Genomic DNA, 14,903 nt, shown 5'->3' with positions numbered 1-14,903 from the left:
TTTCCAATTACCCATTACCCATTACCCATTACCTTTTTGAAAAACTATGATTTTTACAGAAACAAATCTTCCTGGAGCATTCATTATTGACTTAGAAGAAAAACCAGATCATCGTGGTTTTTTTGCTCGAACTTTCTGCGCTCAAGAATTTGCTGAACATGGGTTAAAACCAACGGTTGCCCAATGCAATCTTTCTTTTAATCATAAAAAAGGTACATTGCGGGGGATGCACTATCAAATTGCACCCGCAACGGAAACAAAATTAGTGCGTTGTACTCAAGGGGCAATTTATGACGTAATTATTGATATGCGTCCTGAATCTCCTACTTATCTGTCGCATATAGGTGTAGAACTGAGTGCAGAAAATCGCCGCGCTTTATATGTACCAGAAATGTTTGCTCATGGCTATCAAGCCTTAACAGATGGAGCAGAAGTTGTTTATCAAGTGGGTGAATTTTACACCCCTGGTTATGAGCGTGGTTTGCGGTTTGATGATCCACTTTTAGATATTTCTTGGCCTTTAGAAGTAACAGAAATATCTGAAAAAGATCGCAATTGGCCTTTATTGGAATCTATTTTAATAGGAGTTTAAGATGATTATTGTTGATCAAGCTTTAAAAGCCCGTGCAGAGTTAGGAAAACCTGTAAAAGTAGCGATGATTGGCGCTGGTTTTATGGGTCGGGGAATTGCCAATCAAATTATTAATTCTGTTCCCGGAATGGAATTAGTTGCGATTGCAAACCGACACATTGATACAGCGAAAAAAGCTTATTTAGAAGCAGGAATTGAGAATTTTCAAACTGTTTCTAGTGTAGTAGATTTAGAAGATGCGATCGCTCAAGGTGGATATGCAGTAACAGAAGATGCAATGTTACTGTGTGCAGCAGAAGGCATAGACGCAATCATTGAAGTCACAGGAACAATTGAATATGCTGCTCATTTAGTGATGAGAGCGATCGCCCATCAAAAGCATATCATTTTAATGAATGCAGAATTAGATGGAACAATTGGACCAATTCTCAAAGTTCATGCAGACCGCGCTGGCGTAATTTTAACAGCTTGTGATGGTGATCAACCAGGGGTAGAAATGAACCTCTACCGCTTTGTGAAAAGCATCGGTTTAACACCCTTATTGTGTGGCAATATTAAAGGTTTACAAGACCCCTATCGTAACCCTACAACTCAAGCCGGTTTTGCTCAACGTTGGGGACAAAATCCCGCAATGGTGACAAGTTTTGCAGACGGTACAAAAATTTCCTTTGAACAAGCAATTGTTGCTAACGGCACAGGCATGAAAGTGGCAAAACGGGGAATGTTAGGCTATGAATACACAGGTCATGTTGATGAAATGACCAAAATGTATGACATAGATCAACTCAAAGAATTAGGCGGTATTGTTGACTATGTAGTAGGAACAAAACCCAGTCCTGGAGTATTTGTTTTTGCTACCCATGAAGACCCCAAACAAAGACATTATCTGAATCTTTATAAATTAGGTGAAGGACCCCTTTATAGTTTCTATACTCCCTATCACCTTTGCCATTTTGAAGTTCCCCTTTCCGTTGCGCGTGCAGTATTATTTCATGATGCTGTATTAGCTCCCCTAGCTGGTCCAGTGGTAGATGTAGTTGCTACAGCCAAAATTGATTTAAAAGCGGGAGAAACACTAGATGGCATTGGTTATTATATGACCTATGGACAATGTGAAAATTCCGATATTGTACAGCAAGAAAATTTACTACCAATGGGGATAGCAGAAGGATGTCGTTTAAAACGAGATATTCAGAAAGATCAAGTCATTTCTTATGATGATGTAGAACTACCAGAAGGTAGACTTTGTGACAGATTACGTGCTGAACAAACAGCTTATTTTGCTCCTGCGAAAACTTTAGTAGGTGTCAAATAAAGTAAAAAATTAACCATAAAACGTAAGCATTCAGTAGTCAGTGAAAAAGAAGAAAATCATCAATAATAGCTGATTACTGATAGCTGAATACTTACATCAAAACTGAAATTTAGCCCCCTTGTGTTGGGGGCTGAAAATTTTTTATCACTAAGATTTGAACAAATTGATATTTTTGTTCAAAGCGAGCAAATCAATCAGACTTGACCTGGTATTCTGTTACAACTTCCAGTTTGATCGGAAAAATTAAAATTCTTATTAACAAGTATCTACCTAGTTGAAAAAACACCAAAAGCGAAATATCAACATATCTATATAGTAGATTTTTCGTGGTTTGCCAATGGTATTGTCAAATCCCTTTGGTTGTACTAATTACTAACACTATAAATGCCTGATTAAGTAATGTAATTGAATGTACAAACCTTGTGGGTTTTGCCATTCATCAAATTAGCAGTGCGATAGCTAGGCTAACCAAAGCTATCAGACACTTGGTACACTGACGTTGCAGCTTGTAACTACCTAAGGACGGGTTTAGTACAGACATAATACTGCTATAAACATAGAGATTATTAACATCTGTACACCCTGATGCAACAGCCAATAATTTAGTCAAATAGTCAACACTATCATATAAGGCATCATCCATGAAAATAGCTCTAGTCCATGATTACTTAACCCAGCGCGGTGGGGCAGAGCGAGTGTTTGAATTGCTTTGTAAACGCTACCCCGAAGCCGACATTTTCACATCCTTGTATGATCCTCAAAAAACAATTGATCTGGGTGAACGTTTAGTTAAAACAACTTTCTTACAAAATATTCCCGGTGCTGCCAAGTATTTTCGTGTGATGGCTCCTCTGTACTTTCCTGCCTTTCGAGCCTTAAATTTAGAAGACTACGATTTAATTATCAGTAGTAGTACAAGTTTTGCCAAAGCAGTGCGTAAAAAACCACAGGCAAAGCACATTTGTTTCTGTCATAATGTCACTCGTTTCCTATGGGATACAGAAACTTATTTAAGGGAGTATGGAGACTATCGCTATTTTGCCCCCTTAATTGAAAAAATATTTGCAATGATGAGAAATGTAGACCTGAAATATTCTCAAGAACCAGACCTCTACATTGCTAATTCCAGCGTTGTTGCCCGTCGCATTCAAAAAATTTACGGTAAACAAGCAATTGTGATTAACTATCCAATTGATACCAATCAGTTTGTTTTTTCTGATACTAAGGAGGAATACTACTTGGCATCGGCGCGGATGATAAGTTATAAACGTCTTGATATCATAGTCGAGGCTTTTAATTGGTTAGGGTGGAATTTATTAATATCAGGTGACGGACCCGAACTAGAAAGGTTAAAATCCAAAGCATTAGGCAATATTGAATTTTTAGGTCACGTTACTGATAGCAAACGTAAAGACTTATTTTCTAGTGCTAAGTCGATTATTGTTGCAGCTTTAGAAGACTATGGATTAGTTCCAGTAGAAGCAAATGCTAGTGGAACTCCAGTAATTGCCTATGGATCCGGTGGGGTGTTAGATACTCAAATACCTGGTAAAACGGGAGTTTTTTTTAAGAGACAAACACCCGATTCTCTACAAGCCGCATTATTAGAGGCTAGAGGAATATCTTGGAATTACGAAAATATTCGTAATCATGCCGTAAACAATTTTTCAGAACAAGCATTCTTCTCTAAAGTTGAGGATATTCTTGTTCAATTTGCTGGTGTGCATCACTCATTTATTTAACTTATTAGGTAAGCATTCAGCTGTCAGCAGTCAGCTAAAACTGCTTTTCAGGCTAATTTTCCAGGAATTTTAGGGGAGACTGACACCAAAATCAATTCCTAACTCCTCACTGAAAATGCTTATAAATCCCAGATAATAGCTGATTACTGATTACTGACGGCTGAATATTTACCTTGTTAGCTTGACCCTTTAACAATGGAAAATTAACAATAGACAATTGACAATTACCTCTGGAGCAAATGAAAAAACTGTCAATTGTCAATTATCAATTATCAATTGATAAAGGGTAGCAAACTAAGCATAGCGTCTCCCACAGAAGGATAATAAAAGTGGTTCAAACTAGTCTAAATCCCCAGATAACTCCAGTAGCAGATCAAGAACCAGGTTATGGACAAATGCTGGCTGTGTTTGTCAGGAGATTCCCCTGGGTTGTTTTGGTATTTCTGAGTTCTACAGCTTTAGCAGGAATCATAACTTTAAAGACCAAGCCCACCTTCCAAAGTACAATGCAACTGTTAGTAGAACCTAACTATCAAGGCAAAAAAGAAGGAGTAGATCCAGTAGAACGTCAGTTTACAGATTCTAACGTTGTTATTGACACAGCGACACAATTGAATTTGATGCGGAGTTCTGGACTAATCCAAAAAGCAGTTGATAAACTCAAGTCGGAATATCCAAATATCACAGCAGAGGAAGTTAAAAAATACTTAGTCGTCAGTCAAATCAAGACTCCAGAAGATAATATCGCTACTAAAATTTTTCAAGTTGACTATAGTGATGGTGATCCAGAAAAAACGCAAAAAGTGCTAACTGCCATTCGGCAAGTTTATGTTGAATATAACAAACAACAGCAGGATATACGTTTAAAAAGAGGTCTGCAAGTTATTAGAGAGCAGTTGCGAAAAGCTAATGATGAGGTGAACGCATCGGAAGCCAATTTGCAACGATTTCGGAGAAACCAGAATTTAATTAATCCAGAGTTGCAGGCCAAAGCAATTGAAGAATCCTTAAATAATATCCAGAAAGAGCGACAAATAACTCGTTCTCAATATGAAGAAGCTGTGGCCAAGCAGAGGTCTTTGCAGGAACAGTTGAATCGTTCTCCTCAGAATGCCTTGGTTTCCTCCCGTCTCAGTCAGTCTACACGTTATCAAGGCTTACTCAACGAAATCCAAAAAACAGAATTAGCTTTAGCACAGGAACGCTTACGTTTTACTGATGATACTCCCGGTGTGCAGAAGCTCCAAGAACAATTGAACAGTCAAAAAGAACTTTTGCAAAAAGAAGTTAGTAGAACTTTAGGGAGACAGTCTAGCAGTGCATTCAGTTTTGCAGACAATCTGCTAGAACAAGGCCAACTGGGAGAAATTGACCTTAACCTCACAGGTGAATTAGTAGAAACTCAAACCAATATAGTTTCTTTAAGCGCCCGTGATCAAACTTTGGCAGAAAAAGAGAAAGAACTAAGAGCGCAACTAAAAAGGTTTCCCTCTCTCTTGGCTTATTACAATCGCATACTTCCTCAATTAGAATTTAGTCGGGAAAGATTGGAGCAACTGTTGAGAGCAGAACAACAATTACGTCAAGAACTGGCCAAAGGTGGATTTAATTGGGAAGTGGTGGAAGAACCACAAAGAGGCATACAATTAGGACCAAATCTCAAACAAAATCTTTTGTTGGGCGCAGTAGTGGGATTTATTTTAGGGGGTGTTGCAGCCTTTATTAGAGAAGCATCGGATGATTCTGTACACACTACTGCTGAATTAGAAAAACAAGTTGCTCTACCTTTGTTGGGAACAACTCCCAAATTGCCACCAGCTAAACCGAAAGAATCAATCATCAAATTGCCTTTTGGTAAACCTGAAGTTCTTGCTCCTTGGACAATTCAAGTCTTACAATCTCCACCACGTTGGGAATCACTAGACTTGATTTATAAAAATATCGAACTTCTCCACAATGTCTCTGAATTAAAATCTTTGATGGTGACATCAGCATTGCCAGATGAAGGTAAGTCAGCTTTCACTTTAGGTTTAGCTATGAGTGCGGCCAGGTTACATAAAAAGGTGCTTTTAATTGATGCTAACCTACGTGATCCTAGCTTGCACAAACAGTTGAATCTTCCTAATGAACAAGGTTTGTCCACTCTATTATCCAGTGATGTTAGCCTTCCTCATCAAATAGGAATTCCATACTCCGGTTCATCCTATATCGACATTTTAACTGCTGGTCCAATACCTGTAGATCCGGCTCATCTTTTGAGTTCTCCACGCATGATGGAACTGATGGCAGCATTTGAAGAAAACTATGATTTGGTACTCATAGATGCTCCTTCAGTTATCGGTATAGTGGATGCAATGCTGACAGCTTCATCTTGTCGGAGTGTGGTTATGGTAGCCAGCATTGGTAGGGTGACACGCAACCATTTAGCCCAAGCTACAGCAATGTTGAGCAAGTTAAATCTGATTGGGGTTGTGGCTAATGGAGTATCTAATTCTGATAGCACTTATGTTCCTTATGTCAAACAACAACAATTAGTGCTAAAAGAATTTGTGGAAAAATAGCTCAATGATTTCCACGGGTCCTTTTTGTGGCAACAATACTTTCTTTGTGAGTAAGTATTCAGCTATCAGTAATCAGTAAATGGCTATGCCACGCTACGCTAACAGCTTTCAGATGTAAGTAGAGTGGTTGTTAATAAAATCATAATTTTACTAGATTACCAGGCTTTGAGTAGATAAATTCACAGGCTGAAATTTGTGTTTTTGTGAGTTTTGCTGATAGCTGATGGCCGAATGCTTACCTTTGTGAATATTCGACTCAAAATTTGGCTTGGTAAATATGAAAAAGTTTATGGTTAAGGAAGTTAATCCTTTTACCCTTGCCTTTTTTTATCATGAAAAGACAAGAATTGAGAGTTGAGGGTTTTTCCCAAAATACCAAAAATAATTTTGCAATTATCGTCAAATAAAAAGTGTATAGATCCCCGACTTCTTAAAGAAATCAGGGATTTGGAACTGAGTTTTTTTAGTTTGAGCTACTTATAATTATATTTCTAATCCAATTAGTTAGTTTTTAAATTACAGAATTTATGTATGATGTTTAACACGAAAAAATATTGATTCATCATAGCTTAACATTATGTGTGAAAAAAACCTATCTATTTAAAGACTCAATAAAGAATTGATTTAATCATTAGTTAATTCTCGTTTTTATTATATTCTAGAAATTGAGGACAACAATTCACCAGACTGAAATTCGAGGATTCCTGTGATAGCTACAACAGTATTAAGTAGCGTCAATTAAATTAATTTAGCGAGCGTTCCTAAAGGTAATTCCACTCTACATATACCTAGAGGAAATACCAAGTTTCCTAAATCTCCATTTATCTTAATTGCTGTTGCTTAACTGTTTTTGTTGCTTTCTGTACATCTTCATATCTACAGAATTGCACAAAGGTTAACTCATATTTTTAGGTCAGTAATTGGCTACTGTACAAACGCAAATACCTATGACAACTTCAATTTTTCCTAGTTTACAAGAACACAGCACCATATCACAGTTGTCCCCAAAAAATTATCAATTACAATACTGCACAATTCAGTGGCGTATGGGTCAGCTATTGGTGAAGTCTTCTGTGAATTTACAACAACCATATTTACCTGCTCTAGATAACGAACAATTATTAGTAGAGTGTTTAAAACATTCTCCTGTTAATTTAGTAACCATAGATCCACAACTAGGTAATGCTGCATTAAAATTTTGGGCAAATGCTTGTAAAAAAGCTCAAAAACCAATATATATCAGCCCATCATCTATGAATCAATTCACAAAACAAAGTCATCAATTATTCAGGGTGATCCAAAGAATAACTGATTGGCTTTTAGCGTTAATTTTGTTGCTATTGGTTAGTCCTTTAATGCTGGGATTAACTATACTTTTGTGGTTACAATCCCCAGAATTTATTTTTTCTTATGAGTGGCAGATTGGTGAGCGGGGTAAACTATTTCAATCGCTCAAGTTTTGTACAAGGGGAAAACAGAACATCTCATTTTTAGGGGTTTTGATGCGTAAATATGGTCTGGATAATTTACCTAAGTTATTTAACATCTTGCGCGGAGATATGAGTTTAATTAAATATCAATTATGGTCTTTAGAAGATGCAGTCAAGCTCAGTTTAGAAGGACAAAGACAACAGTTTGATACACTACCCGAAGTCATATAGTGTTCCGATTTGATTCATGAATTTTTCATGGAGGTAGGGAACAGGAAAGAAGGCTTTCAGTATGTACGGAGTTTTGTTCAAAAATCAAATAGGAGTCCTATAACATCCTGGCAGATAGAAACTAAATTTAAATCTGCTATATTGTAATAAATTCCAGGAGATACAAACTAGGATAATGAGATATTTTCCAGAAATGTTGAATAATTATCCGGTTTTGCGGGTAAAGGGTAAAGGATAAAAGGGAAGCGAAAATCGTAAGAAGTCAGGAGTCAGGAGTCAGAATATTTGTTTGTAGCTGGGATTTACTTCAAGCAAGTTTTTCATCAAGAACTAATGACTCGAAAACTCTCATTCATTCTGAAACCTGTATTCTGTATCCTGAATACTTACCGTAAATCTTTAAACCTTACCCGTTAAGCCGTTACTAAATTAATTAAAAGTTGGATGTACAAAATTACCTAAATGCAGTATTGAATATAATTCTCTTCTAGGTTTTTGATCTAACTGATGATTATTTCCTGTTTTGATATCTAACTACAGGAATTAGGTACATTATTTAAAAATAATTTTCCTCATGAAAACAGCAATTTGTACTGTATTTGAAAAAGACTACCACTATGGTGTAGGCGCGTTAGTAAATTCATTATATCACCACGGGTTTAGAGGTATATTTTGGGCTGGTTATCGTGGTAATTTACCACCTTGGGCTAAGTCTCTCAAAACAGGAAATGGTTATCAAGAGTTTCCTATAGCTGAAGGTTGCGCGATCCGGTTTGTGAAGTTAACAACTCGAAAGCATCTAGGTTTTTATAAGCCAGATTTTATGTCTCAATTATGGGAAGAATATTGCCCAGATGTTGAAGCATTGTTTTACTTTGATCCTGATATTGTCAATAAGTGTAGATGGGATTTCTACGAAAATTGGGTGAGTCGGGGAATTGCTCTTTGTGGTGACTCTTGGTATCTTGTTCCGGCAAATCATCCTAAACGTCTAGCATGGAAAGAATTTGCCGATCAAAATGGTTTTGTTTGTGAACGTGAGTTAGATTATCACTACAATAGTGGCTTTATTGGTGTCCCTAAAAACTATAAATCTATCCTCACAATTTGGCAGAAATTAGAAGAACTAGGCGAGATGTCAGGATACGCAAATTTACAGGATCTTTATGCTGATCATACTTTTCATCATCATCCCTATCTTTATGGAGATCAGACTTATTTAAACTTAGCATTGATGCTAAATACTGATCCTTTAAGTACCGTCGGACCTGATGGAATGGATTTTATCCCCGGTGGTACTATCATGTCTCACGCCACAGTACCAAATGTGAAACCTTGGCGCAAGAAACTGATGCTCAGTGCTTTAAAAGGTAACGCTCCCACGATCACTGATAAATTGTATTGGCAACATAGCCAAACACCTATTCAACTCTATTCAACAGCCAAATTCTTCTGGCAAAAATGTGAAATTCTTGTTGGCTCTGCTATTGGTCGTTTTATGCGTCGCCCTCCCATGTAAGGATTTTTAAATTATTTTGATTGATGTTTCTGTTAGGTGTCAAAATTCCCATCGGCAATTTTTATGGTTTTTAAATTTCCTACTACAACTTTAAAAATATTCAAAGCTACAAGTTTTTGGAAAAATCATAAGTTAATATTACGAGAGTTTAAACACTTTCGATTTACTGCTATTTTTGCTATAGTTTTTTCCGCTTTAGCCGCTAGTTTTGAAGGGTTTGGTTTAGGCTTCCTATTGGTATTCCTGCAAAGCTTAACTACTCCAGGTGCTGAACCTGTGAAAACAGGAATTGACTGGTTTGATATTGTAATTTTAGGAATTAATGCTTCAGCAACGGAGCGATTGTATCGGGTATCTGCTTTAATCGTTATCACAACTTGTCTGCGTGCATCTTTAAACTATCTAGGACAGATTTGCATCCAGTTTAGTGAAATAAGTTTAGTAGATAATCTTCGTCAACGCATCTTTGAACAATTAGCGGCTCAAAGTCTCAGTTATTTTGGTAAAAAAAGCTCTGGAGAGTTGATTAATACTCTCACCACTGAAATGGAGAGGATTAGACAAATTTTCGGAGGACTAGCTTTTTTAGTCACTAAAAGTTTAACCCTAATAGTATATTCAATTTCATTATTTGTCTTGTCATGGCAACTTTCAATAGTTTCTGTTTTATTATTTAGTCTTTTAGCAGTAGGACTATCAACATTAAACAAACAAATTAGAGAACGTAGTTTTGCAATTACTAAAGCTAATGATCATTTTACTTCTAGGGCTTTAGAATTTATCGAAGGTATACGTACTGTTCATGCCTTTTCTACTCAAGAATTTGAACAGCAACGATATTATCAAGCCAGTGGCAATATAGTTAAGGCTTGGAAGAGAGTTTATTGGGTTTCTTTGATAGTTAGACCTCTAGCCGAGAGTCTATCTACTTTGATTTTGATCACGATGATTTGTTTGGCACTGGTGACAGGCTTAATGCAGGTTTCTGCCTTATTGACTTTCTTCTTTGTGTTATTTCGCCTTGTGCCAATGACTCAGGATTTGAATGGAGTGATAGCTTTTTTAAGTACCCAAGCCGGAGCCGTAGAAAATATAAATGACTTGTTAAAAACAGAGGATAAAATTTATTTTCAAAACGGTCATCTACAATTTGGGGGATTACAGCGAGTCATAGATATAGTAGCTGTAAATTTTGGTTATGAACCTAATAAAAGGGTACTCAAAGATATTACGCTGACGATTGAAAAGGGTAAAATGACTGCCTTAGTTGGTGCATCTGGGGGTGGTAAAACAACACTTGCTGATTTAATTGCCAGATTTTATGAGCCAATAGATGGAAGAATTTTCATAGATGGTGTGAATTTGCAAAAATTTGAAATTAACTCTCTGCGCCGCAAAATGGCGATAGTAAGTCAAAAAACATTTATTTTCAATACTTCCATTCGCAACAACATTTCCTATGGAACACCAACAGCAACTGAGGCAGAAATTATAGAAGCTGCACGTCTAGCAAATGCTCTCGAATTTATCGAACAATTACCTCAAGGTTTTGATACTGTGATTGGTGCTGATGGTATTCAATTATCAGGAGGACAACAACAGCGGATTGCTATTGCTCAGGCTTTGGTAAGAGATCCAGACATTTTGATTTTAGATGAACCAACCAGTGCTTTAGATTCAATTACAGAGCAAGTAATTCAAGAGTTGTTAGATAAATTTACCATAGGTCGAACAGTAATTGTCATTGCCCATCGTCTTTCCACAATTGCTAAAGCAGATAAAGTGGTAGTGATTGAACAAGGACAAATTGTGGAACAGGGATTATATCACGATCTAATCCAACAACGTGGTAAATTTTGGCAATACTATCAAATCCAAAATGAATTGAGATAACAGAAGCGGATAAATTCGTAATAAATTATCCAATCAACTTTGAGGGGATGTCAAAAAATTCACTAAATCAACAGGGAAAAAAATGATTAGCACGATTGTACAGTGGGATAGTTGGCGATTTTGGGAATCTTTAGCAGCCGGATGTGTTACTTTTCATTTGGATTTTGACAAATATGGGCTTGATATTCCTGTAATGCCTGAAAATTGGCGGCATTATATTGGCATAGACTTAGACAACGTACCAGCTGCTATAGATAGAATAGTTGATGAGCCAGAAATTTTAGAAAAAATTGCTTTAGAAGGAAGGAGATGGGCAATTGAAAATTATAGTCCAGTTCCTACTGCATTAAGGTTTTTAGAGACAATTTACCAACAGCCGTTAAGTCTCAAAAATCAATTTAATAATTTATTGAAATTCTGATGTGAATCAGAGCAATTATTTACATGATCAACAGTAAATTATTAGCAGCAAAATTAGAAGATATAGTGAGTGATAATGATGTCTATTAATTCTCAATTATCAGAACCTCTGGTTAGCGTGATTATCCCTACTTATAATCGCCCAGAATACCTCAAACAAGCAATTACTAGCGCCGTTAACCAAACTTATCAAAACATTGAAATTATTGTTTCTGATAATTGTAGTCCTGAAAATCCTGAAAATTTAGTGGCATCTTTTTGTGACCCACGGATCAGATTTTGGCGACATCCAGAAAATGTGGGAATGCTCAATAATCAAATGAATGCCTTGAAAATGGCACAAGGTAAATATGTCGCTAGTCTCCATGATGATGATATGTGGCATCAGGATTTTTTAGCTAAACTTGTACCACATCTAGAAACTAATCCTCATTTGATTTTAGCTTTCTGTGACCAATATATTATTGATGGTCAAAGTCAAATTAATCCAGCAGCAACTGAAGAAAATTCCCGCAGTTATAAGCGTGATCAAATTGCTTATGGAATTCATGAAAATTTCCAACAAATTGGCTTAGTTGATAAAAGTATACCGACAGCAGCAGCTTGTGTAATTCGCAATAATTTAATTAATTGGGATATGATTCCCTCAGAAGTTGGGGGAATGTGGGATTTATATTTAACTTACTTATGTTGTATCTCAGGACATGGAGTTTACTATTATCCTGAAAAATTAACATATTATCGGGAACATGAACAAACTGATACCATGCTCAGTGGTAGACGGAATATTCAAGCAAAAATTCGTAAAGCTAAAAGTGAAATTTTCTGTTACCAAACCTTTATGGAAGATAAGCGTTTACAACAGTTTCATTCACATTTTAGAAAGCTCTGGTTAGAAGCACATACAACTTTAGGAATTGGCTTGATGCTAGATCAACAAACCACAGCAGCACGTTCTTATTTTTGGCAAGTATTACAGAAACAAAAATTTAACTTGCGAACTTTAATAGCTCTGACTCTCAGTTTTACACATCCCAAATTCACGCAGAAATTACTGGGTGTTTAATAAACATTTAATTAACTAGAGAGGTTATTAGTGAAACTTTGCATTGTTACCCATAAAATTCAAAAAGGTGATGGTCAGGGCAGAGTAAATTATGAAGTTGCTCTAGAAGCCATTCGTCGTGGTCATCATTTGACATTATTAGCCAGTGAAATCTCACCCGAACTAGCAGAAAATAGCCGGGTAAATTGGATTAAAATTCCTGTCAATGGATATCCTACTGAATTTATTCGCAATTTTATCTTTGCTCAAAAAAGTGGTGCTTGGTTACGTAAACATCGCCATGAAGTAGATTTAATTAAAGTTAATGGTGCAATTACTAAAGGTGCGAGTGATGTAAATGCAGTACATTTTGTCCATAATTCTTGGTGGCGATCGCCTGTACATATTTCTCGTGAACATCGAGATTTATATGGTTTATATCAATGGCTATATACAGGGATAAATTCTTATTGGGAAAAAAAAGCCTTCCGTCAAAGCAAAGTTGTGGTTGCTGTATCTGAGAAAGTGGCCAATGAATTAATTAACATCGGTGTACCCCGTGATAAAATTCGCATTATTGTTAATGGTGTAGACTTACAAGAATTTACTCCAGGTATTTCTAATAGGCAAAAATTAGGTTTACCAGAAAATGTCACATTAGCCATGTTTGCCGGAGATATTCGCATTTCTCGCAAAAATTTAGATACTGTACTTCATGCCTTAGTTAAAGTTCCCGATTTACATTTAGCGGTTGTAGGTGGCACCAAAGATAGCCCTTATCCGCAGATGGTCGCGGAACTAAAATTAAGTGATCGAGTACATTTTTTAGGTTATCGCCGTGATATGCCATTGCTGCAACAAGCAGCGGATTTTTTTGTATTTCCTTCCCGTTATGAACCCTTTGGCTTAGTAATAATTGAAGCAATGGCTTCAGGCTTACCAGTGATCACTGCCAAAACCACTGGTGCAGCTGATTTAGTAACACCAAATTGTGGAATTGTTTTACCCGACTGCGACGATGTTAATGCTTTAGTTGATGCCTTGAAATTATTAAATAGCGATCGCCTACTGCGCCAACAAATGGGTAAAGCTGCTCGCACCATTGCTGAACAACATAGCTGGACAATAATGGCACAAACCTATTTAGACTTATTTACAGAGTTAATGCAAAATGAGGAACACAGTTCTCATCCCCACCTATCGCCGTCCGCAGGACTTATCACGCTGCCTTACCGCACTGCAAGCCCAAACTAAGCCAGTTGATCAAGTAATTGTCGTAGTCCGGGATACAGATACGGAAACATGGCAATTCCTGGGCGAATTTCCGCCCCACAACCTACCATTGCAAATTGTCACAGTTACACAACCGGGAGTAGTAGCTGCTCTCAACACCGGACTGACAGCAGTAAACGGAGACATAGTTTCCATTACTGATGATGATGCTGCTCCCCATCCTGACTGGCTAGAAAAAATCACTGCCCATTTTGACAGCGATGGTTGCATAGGTGCTGTGGGCGGACGTGACTGGATACACCAAGGCGAGAAAATAGAAAACGGTTCTTCTTCAAGAGTAGGGCGTGTACAGTGGTTTGGGCGAGTTATTGGCAACCATCATTTAGGAGTAGGAAAACCTCGTGAAGTTGATGTCCTTAAAGGTGTGAATATGAGTTTTCGCACCCAAGCAATGGGGAAATTAAGATTTGATCAACGGATGCGAGGAACTGGCGCACAGGTACATTTTGAAATGGCATTTACTCTAGCTCTCAAACGTGCAGGTTGGAAAATTATTTATGATCCTAGCGTTGCCGTAGATCACTATCCTGCCCAACGTTTTGATGAAGATCAGCGGGAAAACTTTAATGAAATTGCCTTTACTAACTTAGTTCATAATGAAACCCTAGTTTTATTAGAACATTTACCACTTTTACGCCGAATTATCTTTTTATTTTGGGCAGTATTCATAGGGACAAGGGATAGTTTAGGAATATTACAATGGTTGAGATTTTTACCCAGTCAAGGCACAATTGCCACTAAAAAATTACAAGCCTCTTTGCGGGGACGTTGGCAAGCATGGCAAAGTAATAAATTGATAATTGATAATTGATAATTGATAATTGATAATTTGTAATTCGTAATTTTTTCCAATCACCCATTA

The 14,903-nt window shown here is 37.0% G+C and carries 11 protein-coding genes; all 11 read left to right on the top strand.

The window, feature by feature from the left end; genetic code table 11:
- The first annotated feature begins 46 nt into the window (after positions 1-46).
- The 11 genes from rfbC to H6F45_RS18175 all read left to right on the top strand — a co-directional run bounded on the left by rfbC (position 47) and on the right by H6F45_RS18175 (position 14,852).
- Positions 47-592, top strand: a complete 546-nt coding sequence (gene rfbC / locus H6F45_RS18225; RefSeq protein WP_137666772.1) for a dTDP-4-dehydrorhamnose 3,5-epimerase — start codon at positions 47-49, stop codon at positions 590-592.
- A gap of 1 nt (position 593) precedes the next feature.
- Entirely contained in the window at positions 594-1,907 is a 1,314-nt protein-coding gene (locus H6F45_RS18220) for a Gfo/Idh/MocA family oxidoreductase (protein WP_190348012.1), read from the top strand.
- Between the two features lie 641 nt (positions 1,908-2,548).
- Positions 2,549-3,649, top strand: a complete 1,101-nt coding sequence (locus H6F45_RS18215) for a glycosyltransferase (protein ID WP_190348011.1) — start codon at positions 2,549-2,551, stop codon at positions 3,647-3,649.
- 329 nt (positions 3,650-3,978) lie between these two features.
- Positions 3,979-6,210 carry a polysaccharide biosynthesis tyrosine autokinase gene (locus tag H6F45_RS18210; RefSeq protein WP_190348010.1) on the top strand — a complete coding sequence of 744 codons (2,232 nt, stop codon included), beginning with the start codon at positions 3,979-3,981 and terminating at the stop codon, positions 6,208-6,210.
- Positions 6,211-7,157: 947 nt separating this feature from the next.
- Complete coding sequence (gene hepC, locus H6F45_RS18205; RefSeq protein WP_190348009.1) at positions 7,158-7,871, top strand: heterocyst development glycosyltransferase HepC; 714 nt, start codon at positions 7,158-7,160, stop codon at positions 7,869-7,871.
- Positions 7,872-8,445: 574 nt separating this feature from the next.
- The gene (locus H6F45_RS18200; protein WP_190348008.1) at positions 8,446-9,390 is read left to right on the top strand and encodes a hypothetical protein; all 945 of its coding nucleotides are present in this window, start codon (positions 8,446-8,448) and stop codon (positions 9,388-9,390) included.
- Positions 9,391-9,453: 63 nt separating this feature from the next.
- Positions 9,454-11,283, top strand: a complete 1,830-nt coding sequence (hepA, locus tag H6F45_RS18195) for a heterocyst formation ABC transporter subunit HepA (protein WP_190348007.1) — start codon at positions 9,454-9,456, stop codon at positions 11,281-11,283.
- A gap of 82 nt (positions 11,284-11,365) precedes the next feature.
- Complete coding sequence (locus H6F45_RS18190) at positions 11,366-11,704, top strand: glycosyltransferase (protein WP_347237749.1); 339 nt, start codon at positions 11,366-11,368, stop codon at positions 11,702-11,704.
- A gap of 78 nt (positions 11,705-11,782) precedes the next feature.
- Positions 11,783-12,769, top strand: coding sequence for a glycosyltransferase family 2 protein (locus tag H6F45_RS18185; RefSeq protein ID WP_190348019.1), 987 nt, complete (start codon positions 11,783-11,785; stop codon positions 12,767-12,769).
- Positions 12,770-12,799: 30 nt separating this feature from the next.
- Entirely contained in the window at positions 12,800-14,002 is a 1,203-nt protein-coding gene (locus H6F45_RS18180) for a glycosyltransferase family 4 protein (RefSeq protein ID WP_190348006.1), read from the top strand.
- Positions 13,920-14,852, top strand: coding sequence for a glycosyltransferase family 2 protein (locus H6F45_RS18175; protein WP_137666780.1), 933 nt, complete (start codon positions 13,920-13,922; stop codon positions 14,850-14,852). Before H6F45_RS18180 ends, H6F45_RS18175 begins: the two co-directional genes overlap by 83 nt.
- Positions 14,853-14,903 lie beyond the last annotated feature (51 nt).

The organism is Sphaerospermopsis sp. FACHB-1194 (assembly GCF_014696235.1).
In the GTDB taxonomy this organism is placed as follows: domain Bacteria; phylum Cyanobacteriota; class Cyanobacteriia; order Cyanobacteriales; family Nostocaceae; genus Sphaerospermopsis; species Sphaerospermopsis kisseleviana.
Note: the sequence above shows the minus strand (reverse complement) of the source record. Positions and strands in the feature narration are given on the sequence as shown.